This window comes from Streptomyces prunicolor NBRC 13075 (assembly GCF_000367365.1).
In the GTDB taxonomy this organism is placed as follows: Bacteria; Actinomycetota; Actinomycetes; order Streptomycetales; family Streptomycetaceae; genus Streptomyces; species Streptomyces prunicolor.
This window is the reverse complement of the sequence record NZ_BARF01000106.1, coordinates 1-17,378: the sequence shown is the minus strand read 5'-3', so window position 1 is coordinate 17,378 and position 17,378 is coordinate 1. Positions and strand designations below refer to the sequence as shown.

Annotated in this window: 16 protein-coding genes and 1 pseudogene; 11 read left to right on the top strand and 6 right to left on the bottom strand. The window is 70.1% G+C overall.

Annotated features, from left to right (window positions below):
* Nucleotides 1–135: 135 nt before the first annotated feature.
* Nucleotides 136–555 (bottom strand): TOBE domain-containing protein, encoded by a 420-nt coding sequence (locus SPR02S_RS44595; protein ID WP_019063543.1) that lies wholly within the window; start codon nt 553–555, stop codon nt 136–138.
* 217 nt (nt 556–772) lie between these two features.
* Here SPR02S_RS44595 and SPR02S_RS44590 point away from each other — a divergent pair, with 217 nt between their 5' ends.
* From SPR02S_RS44590 to SPR02S_RS44570, 5 genes are all read left to right on the top strand, one after another.
* Complete coding sequence (locus tag SPR02S_RS44590) at nt 773–1,462, top strand: M24 family metallopeptidase (RefSeq protein ID WP_019063542.1); 690 nt, start codon at nt 773–775, stop codon at nt 1,460–1,462.
* Nucleotides 1,463–1,490: 28 nt separating this feature from the next.
* Nucleotides 1,491–2,450, top strand: a complete 960-nt coding sequence (locus SPR02S_RS44585; RefSeq protein WP_052347151.1) for an MOSC domain-containing protein — start codon at nt 1,491–1,493, stop codon at nt 2,448–2,450.
* Complete coding sequence (locus tag SPR02S_RS44580; protein ID WP_043258911.1) at nt 2,443–3,132, top strand: DUF2637 domain-containing protein; 690 nt, start codon at nt 2,443–2,445, stop codon at nt 3,130–3,132. Before SPR02S_RS44585 ends, SPR02S_RS44580 begins: the two co-directional genes overlap by 8 nt.
* Before the next feature lie 430 nt (nt 3,133–3,562).
* A complete protein-coding gene (locus SPR02S_RS44575) occupies nt 3,563–4,282 on the top strand; it encodes a hypothetical protein (RefSeq protein ID WP_158697977.1) in 720 nt (239 codons plus the stop codon).
* 27 nt (nt 4,283–4,309) lie between these two features.
* Nucleotides 4,310–5,251, top strand: a complete 942-nt coding sequence (locus SPR02S_RS44570; RefSeq protein ID WP_019063538.1) for a hypothetical protein — start codon at nt 4,310–4,312, stop codon at nt 5,249–5,251.
* Between the two features lie 1,284 nt (nt 5,252–6,535).
* Here SPR02S_RS44570 and SPR02S_RS57740 read toward each other — a convergent pair.
* Nucleotides 6,536–6,952: a VOC family protein gene (locus SPR02S_RS57740; RefSeq protein WP_245607727.1), complete on the bottom strand. Its 417-nt coding sequence runs from the start codon at nt 6,950–6,952 to the stop codon at nt 6,536–6,538.
* Nucleotides 6,949–7,725: an arsenate reductase/protein-tyrosine-phosphatase family protein gene (locus tag SPR02S_RS44560; protein WP_026151443.1), complete on the bottom strand. Its 777-nt coding sequence runs from the start codon at nt 7,723–7,725 to the stop codon at nt 6,949–6,951. The genes SPR02S_RS57740 and SPR02S_RS44560 overlap by 4 nt, the downstream gene beginning before the upstream one ends.
* A gap of 82 nt (nt 7,726–7,807) precedes the next feature.
* Here SPR02S_RS44560 and SPR02S_RS44555 point away from each other — a divergent pair, with 82 nt between their 5' ends.
* The 3 genes from SPR02S_RS44555 to SPR02S_RS44545 all read left to right on the top strand — a co-directional run bounded on the left by SPR02S_RS44555 (nt 7,808) and on the right by SPR02S_RS44545 (nt 10,995).
* Nucleotides 7,808–9,079, top strand: a complete 1,272-nt coding sequence (locus SPR02S_RS44555; protein WP_019063536.1) for an APC family permease — start codon at nt 7,808–7,810, stop codon at nt 9,077–9,079.
* Nucleotides 9,080–9,247: 168 nt separating this feature from the next.
* The gene (locus tag SPR02S_RS44550; RefSeq protein ID WP_019063535.1) at nt 9,248–9,820 is read left to right on the top strand and encodes a Chromate resistance protein ChrB; all 573 of its coding nucleotides are present in this window, start codon (nt 9,248–9,250) and stop codon (nt 9,818–9,820) included.
* Nucleotides 9,817–10,995 carry an MFS transporter gene (locus tag SPR02S_RS44545; RefSeq protein ID WP_019063534.1) on the top strand — a complete coding sequence of 393 codons (1,179 nt, stop codon included), beginning with the start codon at nt 9,817–9,819 and terminating at the stop codon, nt 10,993–10,995. The genes SPR02S_RS44550 and SPR02S_RS44545 overlap by 4 nt, the downstream gene beginning before the upstream one ends.
* A 246-nt stretch (nt 10,996–11,241) precedes the next feature.
* On the opposite strand, the gene SPR02S_RS44540 is transcribed toward SPR02S_RS44545, so the two are convergent.
* Nucleotides 11,242–12,327 carry a sensor histidine kinase gene (locus SPR02S_RS44540; protein WP_019063533.1) on the bottom strand — a complete coding sequence of 362 codons (1,086 nt, stop codon included), beginning with the start codon at nt 12,325–12,327 and terminating at the stop codon, nt 11,242–11,244.
* A gap of 152 nt (nt 12,328–12,479) precedes the next feature.
* Nucleotides 12,480–13,148, bottom strand: a complete 669-nt coding sequence (locus SPR02S_RS44535; protein ID WP_019063532.1) for a response regulator — start codon at nt 13,146–13,148, stop codon at nt 12,480–12,482.
* Nucleotides 13,149–13,344: 196 nt separating this feature from the next.
* On the opposite strand from SPR02S_RS44535, the gene SPR02S_RS44530 reads away from it, so the two are divergent.
* The 3 genes and pseudogenes from SPR02S_RS44530 to SPR02S_RS44515 all read left to right on the top strand — a co-directional run bounded on the left by SPR02S_RS44530 (nt 13,345) and on the right by SPR02S_RS44515 (nt 16,189).
* The gene (locus SPR02S_RS44530) at nt 13,345–14,595 is read left to right on the top strand and encodes a DUF418 domain-containing protein (RefSeq protein WP_019063531.1); all 1,251 of its coding nucleotides are present in this window, start codon (nt 13,345–13,347) and stop codon (nt 14,593–14,595) included.
* Between the two features lie 279 nt (nt 14,596–14,874).
* Nucleotides 14,875–15,539: pseudogene (locus tag SPR02S_RS63620) on the top strand (hemerythrin domain-containing protein); the annotation flags it as partial.
* A gap of 134 nt (nt 15,540–15,673) precedes the next feature.
* Nucleotides 15,674–16,189: a DUF2231 domain-containing protein gene (locus tag SPR02S_RS44515; protein WP_019063529.1), complete on the top strand. Its 516-nt coding sequence runs from the start codon at nt 15,674–15,676 to the stop codon at nt 16,187–16,189.
* Nucleotides 16,190–16,728: 539 nt separating this feature from the next.
* Here SPR02S_RS44515 and SPR02S_RS65325 read toward each other — a convergent pair.
* Nucleotides 16,729–17,265, bottom strand: coding sequence for a hypothetical protein (locus SPR02S_RS65325; protein WP_019063528.1), 537 nt, complete (start codon nt 17,263–17,265; stop codon nt 16,729–16,731).
* Between the last annotated feature and the right edge of the window lie 113 nt (nt 17,266–17,378).

Sequence of the window (17,378 nt, the reverse complement as noted above, 5' to 3'; positions counted from 1 at the left end):
TCTCCGCTGGTCTCCGGGTTACGGCTGCCTGCCCCGAGCAGCGTAGGCGCTCACCCGGGACGGGGCCGAAGCCGGGTCCCGGTGCGGGTCCGCGCGTCGCCCCGCACCGGAATCCCGGCCACCACGCCCCGCCCGTCAGACGGTCGCCAGCGACACCTCGGTCGACTTGATCAGGGCGACGACCGACGAACCCGTCCGCAGCCCGAGGTCGCCCACCGCGTCCTTCGTGATCGCCGCGGTCAGCTCACCGCCGTCGACCGTGACCTTCACGACGGCCATCGCCCCGCCGGTGGCGACATCGCTGACCGTGCCCGGCAGCTGGTTGCGGATGGACACCCCCGCCACCCGGCTCGTGGCGAGCGCGACCTCGGTGGACTTCATCATCGCGCGCACGGCCGTACCCTCGGCGAGCCCCAGGTCCTTCACCGCCTCCAACGTGATCGCCGCGATGAGGTCCTGGCCGCCGTCGAGGCGCACCTTCACGGTCGCCATCACCGCGCCGGGCGTGACCGCCGTGACGGTGCCGGGAATCTGGTTGCGGATGCTCAAGCTCATGACGGAACGCCTCACAGAGAAAAGGGGTGTATTGCCGGATTTATTACGTCCTGTGCGTCCATAAGCTAGCCGCTCCTGCCACGCCCGTCACCGACCCCGTCGCATGCGCCACCTGGGAGTTCTCCTCCTCCTGGCAAATCCGAGGGTGCCGGTGGAGTGAGCCGGCCCATAGCGAATCACGTTGCCGACAACGATCTAGCTGGCCTAGGTTCGCCCCATGGCTGATGACGAACCCACGCGGGCCGCCCGCCTGCTCGATGCCCAGGCCAAGGCCGCGCTGCTCTTCACGGAGATCGAGGAGCGCGGGCTCGTGGCGCCCGGCGAGGGGGAGCGGGCCGTCAGCGACCGGGTTCGCGACCTCGCGAACGCGATGTTCGGCACGACCCGGCACTGGCACAAGCGGATCGTGCGCTCCGGCCCGAACACCCTCAAGCCGTACAAGGAGAACCCGCCGGACCGGGTGATCGGCGCGGACGACATCGTGTTCGCCGACTTCGGGCCGATCTTCGAGGAGTACGAGGCCGACTTCGGCCGGACCTTCGTCCTCGGCGACGACCCGGTCAAGCACCGGCTGCGCGACGACCTCCCCAAGGTGTTCGCGGCCGGCCGGCGCTTCTTCGAGAACACCCCGGATGCCACCGGCGCGCGCCTCTACACCGAGGTCTCCCGCCTTGCCGACAAGGCGGGTTGGGAGCTGGGCGGCTGGCACGCCGGGCACCTGGTCGGCGAGTTCCCGCACGAGACGATCGAGGGCGCGCACGTCGAGTCGTACGTCACCCCCGAGAACGACACCCCCATGCGCCGCACCGACAAGACCGGCCGTGCCTGTCACTGGATCCTGGAGATCCATCTCATCGACCGCGAACGGGGATTCGGCGGTTTCTACGAGGAACTCCTCACCCTTTGACAGTAGTTGGATCGGCAATAGTTGATCCATGGGGACTGTGACGGCGCTGTACCGGTATCCGGTGAAGTCGATGTTGGGCGAGGCCGTGATCGCTGCCGCGGTCACGGAGAACGGGTTGTCCGGGGACCGGGTCTACGCCGTCCTCGACGGGACGGGCGCGGTGGGCAGCGCCAAACACCCCCGGAAGTGGGGCGAGTTGCTGCGCTGCCGGAGCCGCCTCGACGACTCCGGTGTGGTCCGGGTCGTCCTGCCGAACGGCACCGCCCTGCCGGTCGAAGACCCCGACCTGGACACGGAGTTGTCCAAGCTACTGGGCCGCCAGGTGTCCGTCTCCGGCGTCGTACCGGAGCACAGCCGGCTGGAGCGTGCCGTGCCCGAGTACGAGGGCGGGGTCCCGGACGTCGTGCGGGAGTCGGCGACCGTCGACGCGACGGGGGAGAGCATCACGACGGGCGGTGTCGCGCCGGGCGCGTTCTTCGACTTCGGCCGGGTCCATCTCGTCACCACGGCCGCCCTCGACCGGATGCGCAGCGTGTATCCCGCCGGCGACTTCGACGCACGCCGCTTCCGGCCGAACCTGGTCGTCGACACCCTTGGCGAGCCCGGCTTTCCGGAGGACGACTGGGTGGGTTCGCGCCTGCGGGTGGGGGAGGCGCTGTTCCGCGTGCTGGTCCCCACACCGCGCTGTGTGATCCCCACCCTCGGCCACGACGAACTCCCGCCGGACCCGGGCCTCGTGCGCGCGGTCGCCCGGGAACACCGCATCCCGGTGTTCGACCTCGGTCGGCTGTCTTGCCTCGGTGTGTACCTGGACGTACAGCCCGACTCGTCTGCCAGCAGGGCTCTGACCTGGTCTTATGGGCCGGTCGGGGCCCTTTCCCGTGTCCGGGGGCTTCCCGCTTCTACCTGCGAGTTCCCGGGAGTTCCCGTGGAAGTGTGCACGCGTTGTGCACTGGGATGGTGCCCCAGTGGTGGGTCTGATGAGTGATGCCACCGACCCCCGGGAGGGAGTCACCGGGAGCCGGGGCTTCGATCTCGATGCGTGGGTCCGTTCTCTGTGTGCTCTCGTGGTTGCCGGGGTGGCGGCCTACGCCTCGTATGTTCATCAGCGGGAGTTCGCGTCGCAGGGTGGGGCGGACACGGTCGGCGCCTCGTTGTGGCCGCTGTCCGTGGACGGCCTCTTGCTCTTGGCCACGGTCGGCTTGCTGAAGCCTTCCGGGACCCACACTCGCCGGGCCCGAGGCGCGGTGTGGTCGGCGTTCCTTCTGGGTATCGCGGTTTCCCTGGCTGCGAACGTTGCGGCAGCCCCGGCTTTGGAGTGGAAGCCGGTGTTGGTCGCTGGGTGGCCTCCGGTAGCGCTGCTGTTGTCGGTGGAGCTGCTGGTGCACCGCCCGGATGGCCTTCAGGGGGAGTGGGGAGGGCGCAGGGGGCAGGCGACGAGCGAGCGGCTGCACGATGACGACGATCCGTTGCTGGCGCAGGCTCGGCTGCTTGATGCCCGGCACCGGGAGCTTCACCAGCGCCCGGCGTCGGCCGAAACTCTGCGGAAGGAGTTGCGAGTTGGAGCCGGGCGATCGAGACGACTGGCGGCTCTGGTGAGGGCGAACCGCAGCGTTGGGGTGGCCAGCGAGGCACCTGTGCCTGATCGGACACAGGGATCTCACCAGTAGGTCCTTGGCCGTACTTGCGCGACGCCACTCTCCGCTCCTGCATTCGCGGATGCCATGTTTCCTGCACTGAGGCTCGAACGACTGAACAGGCCACCGGTGAGCGTCAGGTTCTCCGAACCCGGCTCAGGGGGGTCAGCCGATAGCGCGGGCGGCGTAGCAGAGCCGTGGCGTCGCCCCTGGCGCGAGTGGAATCTTGTCCTGCGGCTCTGGCAGGCATGCGCGTTTTGTGCGATATGCGGGGCGCGTCGTGTGTGAGCTGTGAACTGGCTATGGCGCGCTCGATAGATCCTTCGCCGTCTCCACGACCGGGAGTCGGCGACCGATGGCGTGAAGTGTCCAGGGGGACGTGATGGTGTTCAGGCAGGTATGTGTCGCAGTTGTGGTGGCCGCGGTTGCCGTCGGCCTTGCAGGCGCCGCTCCGGCAGACACTGTGAAGCCTCAGGACTCCCTGGGGACGAAGGTCGGCTACTTCTCCTACGAGCCTTCGGCCGGGGACAACAAGACCGTGGGTTACTTCTCCGATCAGCCTCTGCCGGAAGGTGAGGTCACACCCGTGTCGGGGCTCCCGGGCGCCGTACAACGGCAGCTGGCGGGGCGCGGTGTTGTGGCGCCGCGGGCTGGTACGCCTGATGGCTACAAGCTGCGCAAGGGTTCGCGCAGCACTGACTACGTGTACAAGTCGGCGGACGTGTACGCCATCGAAGCCAACTGCGATTCCAACGGGTGTCACCCCGTTCAGCAGGTCAAAGTCGCCATCAAGGAGTACGTGCGCGGGCGAATGTCGAAGTACTGGGAGATCACCTTTTATGGCAGCCGCTGGACGGGGCCGTCCCAGTTCCACATGGACTACGTCTACGAGTGCGGTGTCAACATCCCCAACGCCTCGGACGAGACCTGTTCGACGTGGAAGAGCGACGGGGCGCAGGGCCATGGTTCCGGTGTCGCCGTGAACAATCAGCAGATCGTGAAGAACCTCGGCCGTACGGCTGTGGTGACCAAGTTCCCCATGATCAACATGTTCGTGACCTTCGCCGACGGTTCGCACGCGGTCGGCGACGATGGGAAGTCCGGAGAGAAGTTCCGCGGCTGGGACGTCTGCGTGACCAACACGACCACGAAGCTGTGCCACAGTACCGGCGACGGCAGTTGAGCCTGTGCACGGCGGAGGACAGCGACAGTGAACTGGACCGAGCTGCGGGACCTGCTGACCCGCTCGCCCAAGCCCGCCGTAGTGGGCCTTCACACCTCGATCCAGCCCCGGCGGGACAACGGACGTGGCTGGCCTCCCGCCAGCGTGGTTCGTACCTCCACACGCTTCGCCTACCGTCCTCCCTACGACTGGTTTCTCGACCACGGCAACGGAGACATCTCCCTCGACGTGCGGGAACCGGATGAGGGTCCCCGAGCCGAGGATGCGACGCGCGGGCTGGAATTCGGCGCGCAGTTCCCGTGGGACCTCGCCCCCGAGCCGGCCCGCCTGATTTCCCCCGTTCCCGGCCCGGCACTGACAGAGGCGACGAACCAGGGTGAGCCGACGGCGGTACGCTGCGACGGACGGGATGCCTGGGCGGTCACTCTGACCACGCCTTCCGTCCCCCACCCCTTGCACGTAGTCGTCGATGCCCGGACCGGCATCCTCCTGGCGGCCGAGGTCAAAGAAGCCGGATACCGGGAAGAGCTGTCGGAGCTGGAGTTTCCCGGAGAACTGCCGGACAGCCGCTTCCAGTGGACCGACGCCATGGCAGAGGTGGAAGAAGCCCGCCAGCATCGACGCGACGAAGTCACCGCGCACTACCGCGAGGAGGCCCTGCCCGTCCCGGCCTTCTGGCCCGGCGGCCGCGGGCACTTCGAACCGCACGTGTTCGACGGCGACCTCGCCACCGGCGTGCTCGCGATCGACCTGTACAACGACGGGGCACCGCAAGAGACGCCCTCCATGGCGGTGCTCATCAGGCAACAGCTGGACACCGCACCCTTCGAGCCCGGCTGGGTCGCGGACCCACAAGCCTTCGTGCATCGGTGGCAGGACGGCAACTGGCAGTGGACGTTGGCCCTGTGGGAGCAACCGCTGTCTCCCGAGCAACTGGAGCGAGTCAAGGGCTCCATGCCCGAGAACTGAGAACGGCGACGACACAGGCCATCGACCGGTACGGAATCGCCTGAGCGGTGGCCCGGTCCCTTATCCGCCGCGCTTGACCATCTGCTTGGCGTGGACCGACCACAGCGGTGAACTGTCCCTCACCGAAGGCACGTTGATCCGCCCACCCGGCTGAACTACCTGCCGCGGGTGCGTCGATACCTGAACTGGCGCAGCGGATGTGGAATCGACAGGGGGACTGTGTCCTTGGGCGACCTGGCCGGGAGCGAGCGGCCTCGGCCAACGTGTTCCCGATGACCCATCATGTGGAGTGTGTTGCCATCCTTGAGCCGGTCGCCAAGCTGTCCTGACCTGCGGTTTTGTGCGTGCGCATTATGTGCGGTGTGGGCGTTACGGGCGATATCTTGACGCTGAAATGACGCTCGTGACGCTCGTTCTGATGGGGTGTCAGTCGCGCAGCATCCCTGGTCAGGCGATGTGGTGTGCAGTCTGGCTGAGGGACACCGCTGAGGAGTTCGTGATGTCAGAGGTGGTGCTCAGTCATGTGTGCAGAATGCCCAACAGGTTCTTGGTCTGCTGGTGGTACAGCCCTTGCGCGCCCCTGACCAGTGTGAATGCCTGGCTCGCGGGGGAGTCGGGGGGAGTCGGCGGACTGTGGCCCGCGTATGGTCCGGATCTTGGTCGTGGGTCCATAGGGGCGCACGTGGGGCGGAGTGCCTACGAAGCGTGTCGGCATCCGCGAAGCCGGAGGGGCGAAGAGATCTTCTTGACGTTGTCTACCTGGGGGCGCTGACCTGCGACGATGTGGCTCAACTCGCCTCTGGCCTGCGCGAATGACTCTTTCCGCGTCTTTCGGGGGCATGCCGCGTTACGCAGTCGATTCTCCCCACGCGCTCCCCAGCGCCGCTCATCCTCCCCAGATTCTCCCCAGGGGGCGACTCGGCGCGGAGGTGGGGAACGTTGCTGCGGTGCTGGCGAAGCAGAGTGTCCTGTTCGCAGTCTGTTACCGACGTCGCCGTGGTCTCCGGGCGTTCCGTAGGTGTCGGGCTGCGTTGCTGCACAGGGGTTGGGCGGACGTTTCGAGGCGTCGTGTCGGAGATCGGCCTGTCGGGGGCGCGCCTGTGGTTCGCCTGGTCCTGATTTGGAGTCTCGTTGTCAGTGGTCGCCTCAAGGAAGGGCGACGCCTGGCAGGGCAAGGGCTGCTGCGCCCCCTCCGCCGCGACGGTTCCGGCCGCGGCCAAGGTGAGCGACGCGTGCGGCTGCCGTCCCGGGTGCGCCTGCTGCACATGATCGGCGGCTCCAGTGCTACCGCAACTCGCTTGCGGCAGGTGTGAATGCGCTTCGCCCAGCGGGCGGGTCCGAACAGTTCGATGAGGTTCCCGGCGGGGTCGGTAGGCAGGGTCTGACGCCCGCCGGGCCTGAGACCACATCGCTGAGGAAGGTCAGTCCGGCGCCACGCAGCCGGTCGATCTCGGCGTCGAGGTCGTCGACGGCCAGGTGGATGCGGTTGCCCCCGGCGCCGAGGTCGCTGGGGGTGGCGCGGGCGCCGGAGCCGGCCGGGCCGGACAGCAGCAGCCGCAGCGGCCCGCGGGTCACGTCCGCGAAGGCGGGACGGGGTGGCTGCGGAAGGGTGAAGCCCAGGTGGGTGGTGTAGAAGTCGATGGCCGCCTGGACGTCGACGACGAGGTAGCGGACGCCGGCGAGCTGGTCGGACGTGGTCACGGCTGAACCTCCTGTGGCGTGAGGGTGAGCAGCGGCAGCAGGTAGCGGATACGGGTGTCGATCTCTGCTGCCGTGCGGACGAATGCCGGGTGGCCGTCCGGGCCGGGGCCGGCGGCTGCAACCGGGTCGGGGATGCTCCAGTGGACCAGCCGTGGCTGGTCGCCGAAGCCGGGGCGGACCTCGCGGACTTTGTCGCACAGGCTGATCACGTAGTCGAACCGGCGGCCGAGCAAGGTGTCCAGGTGTCGCGGGCGCTGCCCGGAGATGTCGATGCCGTGCTGCTCACGCAGGACCTGCACGGCGTCGGAATGGATGCGGGGTTTGGGGTGGCTGCCGGCACTGGCCACCTCGACGTGACCGTCGGTGCGGTGGCGCAGCAGCGCCTCGGCGATCGGGGAGCGGGCGCTGTTGCCGGTGCATGTGAACAGGACGGCGGGCCGCCTCTCCGGCCGCGGCGAGGGCGGCGGGGCGGGGGTGAAACCCAGCGCCGGGTGCAGGGCGGTACCGGCGTGGGCGAGCGCGTGGGCGCACTGCTGCAGGTCCAGGTGGTAGTAGCTGTCGCGGGCGTCGAAGCTGCTGCGGCGGGCGGTGACCAGCCCGCCGCCGCGGAGCAGCCGCAGATGGTAGGAGACCAGGTTCTGTGGCTGGCCGACCCGTTCGACCAGCTCACGAACCCGGTAGTCACTCGCAGCCAGTTCGGCCAGCAGCTTCCACCGCAGCGGGTGGGCGGCCAGCTGCACGAACGCAGGGGCTACGGGATTCGAGGGCCTCATGAAGCCAAATTACATCAAACCAAATTGATGTAATTTACTGTCGGGAGTCCCGACGCTCAATGCCGGAAGACGGAGGCACGTCATGAGTCAGCCCGCCGAGACCGCGTCACCTCAGCTCCAGCGGCGGCTCGGCATCGGCGACGCCGTCCTCATCGGACTCGGTTCGATGATCGGCGCGGGCATCTTCGCGGCGCTCGCCCCGGCCGCCCGCGCGGCCGGCTCCGGGCTGCTGGTCGCTCTGGCGGTGGCCGCGGCGGTGGCGTACTGCAACGCCACCTCCTCCGCCCGGCTGGCCGCCCGCTATCCGGCTTCGGGCGGCACCTACGTCTATGGCCGCGAACGCCTCGGCGACTTCTGGGGCTACCTGGCCGGCTGGGCCTTCGTGATCGGCAAGACCGCCTCCTGCGCGGCAATGGCGCTGACCGTCGGCTCATACGTGTGGCCCGGTCACGCCCACGCGGTGGCCGGCGCTGCGGTGGTGGCGCTGACCGCCGTGAACTATGCCGGGATCCAGAAGTCCGCATGGCTCACCCGGGCGGTCGTCGCCGTCGTGCTGGCGGTGCTCGCGGCGGTCGTGGTCGCCAGCCTCACCTCGGCGACAGCGGACGCGGGCCGGCTAGGTGTCGGCTCCGACGCCACCGTCACCGGCGTACTGCAGGCGGCGGGCCTGCTGTTCTTCGCCTTCGCCGGGTACGCCCGCATCGCCACCCTCGGCGAGGAGGTCCGCGATCCCGCGCGCACCATCCCCCGCGCCATCCCGCTCGCCCTCGGCCTGACCCTGGTCGTGTACGCGGCCGTAGCCCTCGCCGTCCTGATGGTGCTCGGCCCCCGGGAGCTGGGCGAGGCGGCCGCGCCGCTGTCGGATGCGGTGCGGGCCGCGGGTGCGGACTGGCTGGCGCCCGTCGTGCGGGTCGGGGCGGCCGTCGCCGCGCTCGGCTCCTTGCTCGCTCTGATCCTGGGTGTCTCCCGCACCACCCTGGCGATGGCCCGTGACCGGCACCTGCCCCACGTCCTGGCCGCCGTTCATCCGCGCTTCCAGGTGCCGCACCGCGCTGAACTGCTGGTGGGCGCCGTGGTCGTGGTGCTCGCCGCCACCGCCGACGTACGTGGCGCGATCGGCTTCTCCTCCTTCGGCGTCCTGGTCTACTACGCCGTCGCCAACGCCTCCGCCTGGACGCTCAGGCCGGACGAGAACCGTCCGCACCGCACCGTCCCGGCGGTCGGCCTGGCCGGCTGCCTGCTGCTGGCCTTCACCCTGCCCGCCGACTCCGTCGCATGGGGAACCATGGTCCTGGCCGTCGGCATCGCCGCCTACGGCATACGCCGGGCCAGCAGCGCCCGCCGGGCGTCCTGAGCCGCTCACCCGAACTCCCGCTCGTGTCCGACGCACTCCTTCAACGCCTTCGTGATCTACCGGGTCGTCGGGGTGGTGCTTCCGGGTCTGCCGGCCGCGGGGGTGGTCAACGCCTGACCTGATTTCGTACGATGCCGGCTGGATGTAACGCCTGCTACATTCTGCAGCGTGACGAAGTTGAACAGGGGACCCGGAAGCCGCTGGCTCGTCCTCGTGATCAAGCTCCCGGCAGAGCCCTCACGCCACCGGGTCGCGGTCTGGCGGGAGCTGCGCAGAATCGGCGCGCTCTCGCTCGGCCAGGGCGTCTGGGCCGTCCCCGACGTGCCCGTCTTCGCGGACGGCATCGCCCGCGCGCTCGAACTCACCGAGCAGTCCGGCGGCCAGGCGGTGACGCTGAACGCGTCCGGGCGCGGTCCTGAGGACGCCGCCCGTTTCCAGGCCATGTTCACCGCCGCGCGCTCGGAGGACTGGACGGAGTTCCTGGCGGACTGCGGCAAGTTCGAGGCGGAGATCGCCAAGGAGATCCGTGTCGCCAAGTTCACGCTGGCCGAGCTGGAGGAAGAGGAACAGTCTCTGGAACGGCTGCGCCGCTGGCACCGCGACCTCACCGCCCGGGACGTGTTCGGCGCCCCGGAGGCGGCCGAGGCCGGTGAGCGCCTCAAGCGGTGCACCACCGTCTGCGAGGACTACGCGGAGCGGGTCTTCCGGGCCCTGCACCAGGGCCCGGAGCAGGATCGATGACTGCGCCGGTGGCTTCCCAGGCAGCGCCCGCCCGGCAGATGTGGCCCCTGTACGCGGCCGGGTTCACCACCGCGTTCGGCGCGCACGGCATCGCCGCCAACCTCGGCGGCCACTCGGGCGATGCGGTCACCTCGCTCATGGTGCTCGGCGGCCTGCTCGCGTTGTACGACGGGGCCGAGGTCCTGCTCAAGCCGGTCTTCGGCACACTGGCCGACCGCATCGGCGCCCGCCCGGTGCTGCTCGGCGGGCTGGTCGCTTTCGCCGCCGCGTCCGCGGTGTACGCCATCGCGGACAGCACCGGCTGGCTGTGGGCGGCCCGCCTGGGCCAGGGCGCCGCGGCCTCCGCCTTCTCCCCGTCGGCCTCCGCCCTGGTCGCCCGCCTCAACCCGGCCGCCAAGCACGGCCGGGCGTTCGGCAGTTACGGCTTCTACAAGTCCATCGGCTACACCCTCGGCCCGCTGCTCGGCGGCGTCCTGGTGTGGGCCGGCGGCTTTCGCCTGCTTTTCGTCGTACTGGCCGTGCTGGGCGCGGCGGTCGCCGCCTGGGCCGCGCTCGCCGTCCCTGCCCTGCCCCCGCTGCCCAAGACCCGGCAGACCGTGCTCGACCTGGCCCGGCGCCTCGCCGACCCGGCCTTCCTCGGTCCCACGGGCGCGTTGGCCGCCGCGACCGCCGCGCTGTCCGTCGGCGTGGGCTTCCTGCCGGTCTCCGGCCGGGCGGCCGGGCTGGGCACGGTGGCCACCGGCGCGGCGGTGTCGGTGCTTGCCGCGTGTGCCGCGCTCGTGCAGCCGCGTGTGGGGCGGGCTTTGGACGACGGACGACTCACCACCCGTACGGGCATCACGGCTGGGCTGCTGACCGCCGCCGCCGGCTTTGCCTGCGCCATGTTCCCTGGGCTGGTCGGCGTCCTGACCGGTGCGGCCCTGATCGGCATCGGCACCGGCCTGATCACCCCGCTCGGCTTCGCGGCTCTCGCCGCTTCCACCCCCACCGAGCGCCTCGGCCAGACCATGGGCGCGGCCGAACTGGGCCGCGAACTCGGTGACGCGGGAGGCCCGCTCCTGATCGCGGCCGTTGCCACGCTCACCACCCTCACCCACGGCTACGCGGCACTCGCGGTGCTGCTCGCCGTCGCAGCGGCGGCCGGCCTCGTCCACCGCCGCTCCGGAAGGACATGACCGCGACTTGCGTGTGACACCGGCCGCCGCAGCAGGCGATGTCGAGCGTGACGACGGCGGACGTTCTGCTCTCGGCGCGGGCGCTCCCGTCGTGCTAGACGGCGACGAGCGCGCGGCTGAGACCCGATCGGGGGATGCCGGCGGCTCGTCTCGACGCGGGTGAAGCGGTCGAAGAGGCGCGGCAGTAACTCGGCCGGGAATCCAGGCCGTTGACCGGTGACGGACACGAGGAGCGGTCCGCGCAGGTCACGGCGGGTCGTCGGACGGCAGTTCCAGGCGGAGTTGGTAGCCGCCGTCGGTCGTCGGGCCGGAGGTGATGGTGCCGCCGAGGAGTTCGGCGCGCTGGCGCAGGCCGACGAGGCCGTGGTGGGCGCCGGGGAGGGGGAGCGCGGGGCGGGTGGCGGTGGTGTTGGCGATGGTGGTCCAAAGGGCGCCGTCCCGGTGGTGGATGCGGACGGTCGCGGTGGCGCCGGGGGCGTGTTTGCGGACGTTGGTGAGTGCCTCCTGGACCGTGCGGTAGACGGCGCGTTGGAGGGTGGGCGGGAGTCCGTCGGGCAGGTCGGTCTCCAGTTCCGTCTCGATGCCGCTGACCGCGATCAGCTGGTGCAGGTCGGTGAGGGAGGGCTGGGGCGTGAGTTCGGTGGGGCGGATGCCGGAGGCGCGCAGGACGCCGACCATGTGGCGCAGCTCCTCCAGGGTCTGCACGCTGAGCCGGCGGATCGTGGCCCCGGCCGCTCTGGCCTCGGCGTCCGGGCTGCCGACCTGGAGTGCGCCGGCGGTCACGGCGATGAGGCTGACCTGATGGGAGACCACATCGTGCATCTCGCGGGCGAGTTGGGCCCGTTCCTTCGCCAGCACCGCCTGGGCGCTGAGCAGTTGCTCCTGCTCACGGGCCTCGGAGATCTCGGCGAGCCGGAGCGTCAACTCGCGTCGGGCCTGGACGAGTTGGCCGAGGAAGACCGGGGCGGCGGCCGTGGCGAGGGTGTAGGTGAGGTGGATCAGGCTGTAGGTCTCGTCGAGTTCGTCGACGTCGAGGGACGTCCACGGCCAGGGCATGAAGTCGACGGTGGCGAAGGCCAGAGCGCAGCCGATGAGCAGCGTGCGGTGGCGGCAGAGCGAGGAGAGCGTGTACAGCGCGGCCATCGTGGCGAACGCCGCGTCGCCGATCAGGGCGGAGGGGAGCGTGAGGGCGAAGGCGAGCAGCGGGCGGTGGCGGCGCAGGGTGAGAGCGAGGGCGGCGAGCAGGCCGTAGGCGGTGGCCGGGTGGTTCTCGCTGTCGAGGTTCACCCACAGGTCCAGCAGCGCGACGCAGACCAGCAGGGCGTCCAGCAACAGGGCAGACGGGCGGGGGGAGTTCGGCCGGGGAATCGGATGTGTCGGCCGGGGAATCGGATGTGTCAGCCCGGGATTCGGGTGTGTCAGCCGGGGATTCGGGTGTGTCGGCCGGGGATTCGGGTGTGTCGGCCGGGGATTCGGACGCGGGTTCATCGGGCGACTCCGTCTCCGGGCGGCCGGAGCAGGCCCGCCCGTTCGGCGACCAGTGCGGCCTGCACGCGGTTGTCGACCTTCAACTTCTCGAATACGGCGCTGACATGGCCTTTGACGGTGCCGGTGCTCAGGTGCAGCCGGTCGCCGATGTCGGTGTTGGACAGGCCCTCGGCCATCAGCGCGAGGACGGCACGCTCGCGACCGCTCAGCCGGGCGACGAGCTGGACGGCGTACGGATCCCGCCCGCCCTGGTCGAGAAAGCCGTCCACCACCGTGCGTACGACCTGCGACGACAGCACGGTTCTACCCTCGGCCAATGCGCGTATCAGAGCGGGCAGTTGCTCGGGGTCGGTGTCCTTGAGGAGGAAACCGGCGGCACCGGAGCGCAGCGCCGCCTCGACGTACTCGTCGGTGTCGAACGTCGTCAGCATCGCCACCACGGGAGGGTCCGGCAGCCGGCGGAGCTCGGCCAGGACGGTCAGCCCGTCCACGTCGGGCATCCGGATGTCGAGCAGGACGACGTCGGGCCCCAACTCCCGTACGGCCACGACGGCTTGACCGCCGGGAACCGCCGCCACGGCTCCGATGCCGTCCGCGGCGTTGAGGATGTGGGTGAAGCCCGTACGGACGAGAGCCTCGTCGTCGACCACCAGTACCCGGATCATGCGCGCTGTGCTCCTCAACTGCCGTACGTCCGAGGGATAGCACGCCGAGCGGCGCCCGTCCGCAGGAATCGGTTCGGCTCCGGCCTGTCGTCGGCAGGGACCGTCCGGTCGGCCGGTGCGGTTCCGGCCGGTCGGATGGCCGGCTTCGGAAGGTTGCCGGGTGTGCTGTTCCCCGCGGCCCGTGAACTCTGAAGGCATGACACACGACGCCTCCCCGGCCGCACCGACAGCAGCCTTACCCGAGCGGCAGACGGTCCCCTGCGACGCTCCAACGACCGGACGGCTGATCGGTATCGACCTGGCGCGCGGACTCGCCGTCCTCGGCATGTACTCGGCCCACGTCGGCCCCGACGTCACGGTCGGCGGACCCGTCGGCTTCCTCCTGGAGACCGCACGCGGCCGCTCCTCCGCCCTGTTCGCGCTGCTCGCCGGATTCTCGCTGGTCATCATCACCGGCCGCCCCCGGCCCCGGACCGGCCGCGCCGGACGGCAGGCGGTGGTCAGGATCGCGATCCGCGCCGTCGTCCTGGTGATCCTCGGCTACGCGCTGACCGCCCTGGACACCGAGGTCGACGTGATCCTCAGCTTCTACGGACTGCTCTTCCTGGCCGTCCTGCCGCTGCACCGGCTCCGCGCTGCCACGCTGGCGCTCATCGCCGCGTCCGGCGCACTGATCCTGCCTCAACTCCTCTACTCCGTAAGGAAGTCCATTGAGGTGGGCGCCTGGGCGGACGCGGTCATCCAGGCGGACCCGCTGGCCCGGATCAGTGGCACGGACGGCGTCGTAGAGCTGCTGTTCACCGGTGAGTACCCGGTCCTGACCTGGGCGCCGTTCCTGATCGCGGGCATGGCGGTGGCCCGCCTCGACCTCACCCGGCCGGCGATCCGGGCCCGGCTCGCCCTGACCGGCGGGGCGCTCGCCGTCGTCGGTTACGGGGGCTCCTGGCTGGCCCTGCGCCTCGTCCCGCACGCGCTGAGCGTCATCTCGTCGGCCACGGGCAGCGGTTCGGCGTCGTCGGCCTGGTGGTCCGACACGGTCGGTGAATCCGAGAGCGGCACACCGCTCGCCTGGCTCCTGGTGGCCGCGCCGCACAGCCAGACGACCTTCTCTGTCCTGGGCAACACGGGCGTCGCCCTTGTGGTGGTGGCCGCGTGCCTGACCGTCGCCGACCGGATGCCACGCCTCACCCGGTGGGCGAGGCCCGTGTCCGCGGTCGGGGCGATGGCGCTGACCGCCTACGTCCTGCACATCGTCGCTCTTTGGCTCCTGAGCGACGTCTGGCACGTGGCCCTGGCAGAGGACGAGACGATGGCCGCACTCCCGGTGCTGTTGGGTTTTATCGGGGCCGCCATGCTGCTGGCGACCGTGTGGGCCCGCTACTTCCGTCGCGGTCCCCTGGAGTACCTGCTCCACGCTGCCACCCGGCCCGCATGGCACGTCAGGTAGCTTCCGGCAGCCATCCCCGTCAGCTCGGCCTCCACGGCGTCCCGGCCCGGTACGACGGCCGCGCGAAAAGAACCACTGCCAGGAGAGACGAGCCACCAGGCGGTGGTGTGCGGGTCGACGTCGCCTCGGATGTCACCGGCCGACTGGCCACGGCGGAGCAGCTCGGCGAGCGTGTCGGCGAAGTGCTGGTGGACCTGGCGGAGGGCCTCGCCGAGCTCCGCACACGGCCACCATCGCCGCGAGCGAGCGGGGACGCCGTGTACCGACCAGGCCGTTCTCCGGGCCGACCGCCTCGCCGACGTCATGGAGATCGCCGTACGGGCCCATCGGATCGTGGTCCAGAGCGCCGCGGGCGGCGTGGCGATGTCCCTGCTCGCCATGATCGCGGCGGCCCTTCTCGGATGGCTGCCGCCGGCCGGCGGCGCCCTGCTTGAGGAAGGCATCGACGTCGCCGTCATCCTCAACGCCCTTCGCGCGCTGCTGCCGACGCGTGGCGCCCGTACCGCCCCCGAACCGGACGGCCGAGGACCTCATCCACCGCTTCGCGACCGAACAGGACGACCTCCGGGACGCCCTGGACGCCATCCGTGAAGCCGCCGGCCTGCTCTCCGTGCGACGCTCCGATCGCTGGCCGCCGGGCGCCACGTCGACCATCTGCTCACCACTCGGCTGCTCTCCCTTGAATACGCGGAGGAACGTCAGCTCTACCCCGCGCTGAACAGACAACTCGGCGGACCGGAGACCACCGAGACCATGAGCCGGGCCCACACCGAGATCGCCCGCCTCTCCCGCCGCATCACCACTCACCTCGGCGTGGCGACGAGGCGGGTGCCCTGAAGCCGGAACAACTCGACGACCTGCGCGCCTGCCTGTACGGACTCCACTCCGTCCTCCGCCTGCACTTCAACCAGGAGGAGGAGAGCTGCTTCTCACTCGCTCCCTGAGCCGGCCCGCCCGTGGGAGCCACGGGGCCAGTGATCCTGATGAGACTCAGAGATAACTGAGAGCTTCCTGTGAAAAAGTGCCGAGGCTCCCGCACCACCCGCCGTCCGGCCAACCCCCCATGGAGAACGCCCTCATGAGCCTCACAGTCGTCAACGGACTGCCCGCGCACGTCCTGTTCGTGCACTTCGTCATCGTGCTCGTACCCCTGAGCGCCCTGGCACTCGTGGTGTGCGCGGCCTGGCCCGCAGGTGCGCGGCGGCTCGGCCTGCTGCTGCCGATCCTCGCGCTCGTGACGTTGGCCAGCGTGCCGGTGGCCACCCATGCGGGGGAGTGGCTGGAACAGCACGTCGGCAGCGGCCCGTTGGTGCGCAAGCACGCCGAACTCGGTGACGGCCTGCTCCCGTGGGCTCTCGGCCTCTTCGTGATCTCGGCCGTCGTCTGGTGGACGGCCCGCCGGTCGGCCCCCGCCGCGGACGGCGCGGCGGGGGCCTCATGGTCGCCCTCGATACTGGTTCGGGGCGCGGTCGTGGCGGTTTCCCTCGCTGTCGCGGTCGGCGCCGTGGTGGACGTCTACCGGATCGGCGACTCGGGTGCCAAGGCCGCCTGGCAGGACAACTACTCCAAGACGGCCACACAGAATGGCGGCTGACAGGACGAGGCCGTCGTCACGCCCCCGGTTCCTCCGGATCGGCGGTCAGTACTCAGGCCGCCGCGTCGTGCGCGACCGCCCCACTCACGCAGTTGTGTTCCAGTAGTGCCTGATGGTCCGTCTGGAGGGCAGTGGCGCCGCCGAGTCGAGACCGGGGTACGGGACGTGCTCTCCGTCTCATTGGCGCGTCGGAGCCGCCAGGTGCGGTCGTAGCGCAAGACGTCGGCCTGTCTGTTCGTGTCGTGCGGGGTAGTGGCGTCGCTCCTGGCGGGCGGGTGCCCAGGAGCCCGCGTTGTGCTCCGGAGACCTGGAGAGGGTCGTCCGTCGTCCATGGCGACGGCGCGAATCCGGGCGATGAGGTCTTCCCGGGCCGGGGCGTGCAGGGGCCCGGCCGAGCGCAGAGGACGGTCTTGTCGCGGATCGCCATAAAGGGTGGGGATGGAGAAGATCTGGAAGAAGTTGTCTACTGGACGGTTCTGACCTGCGGTGATACCGCTGAACAGGGATCTGGCGCGGGCTGACCCGTCCTGCTGGGTCTTTCAGACTCGTGCCGGGTTACGCCGTCGATTCTCCCCATCGACGTGGATCTCGTCGGGGCGGAGCTCGGAGAGGGTGCGTGTCCTCGGGGACTGCGTCGTGTCGTCTCCGCCGTGGGAGCGCGGGCGATGGCGCAGATGGGGACCCTTGTTGTCGAAGTGCTTGCAGAGTTGTACGAGGTACCGGCCAGGGCGTTCGGTGGCAATCTGCGCTGTGGCGGTGAGCACGGGTTCCTCGGATCGGTGGGGCCGGGGGAGTTCAGGTCCGGGTGAGGGCGTGAGCCGGGCGGCTGCGCCGCCCGGGTCCGTGGTGATCCGGATGGTGGCGGCCTCGACGGAATCGATCCGCCAGCCGTCGGCGAACGCGGCCTCGATCTCCTGCCGCGTCACCTTGTGCACATGCCCCCAGCTGCCCTGCGCCAGATCGCTGAAGCAGAGCATGAAGTGGCGACTGCCCGGCGGGAGTAGGGCCCGCAGGGCGTCGACGTACGCTGCGCGGTCGGCGTCGTCGAAGACGTGGAAGAGCCCGCAGTCGAGCACGGTGTGGCAGTGGACGACCAGCCCGTGGCTGCGGTGATCTGCGGGTTGAGGACGGGGAAGGCGTAGTAGACGATTCCCCGGCTGGTGATCTGGGTGGTGCACAGGGCGGGCAG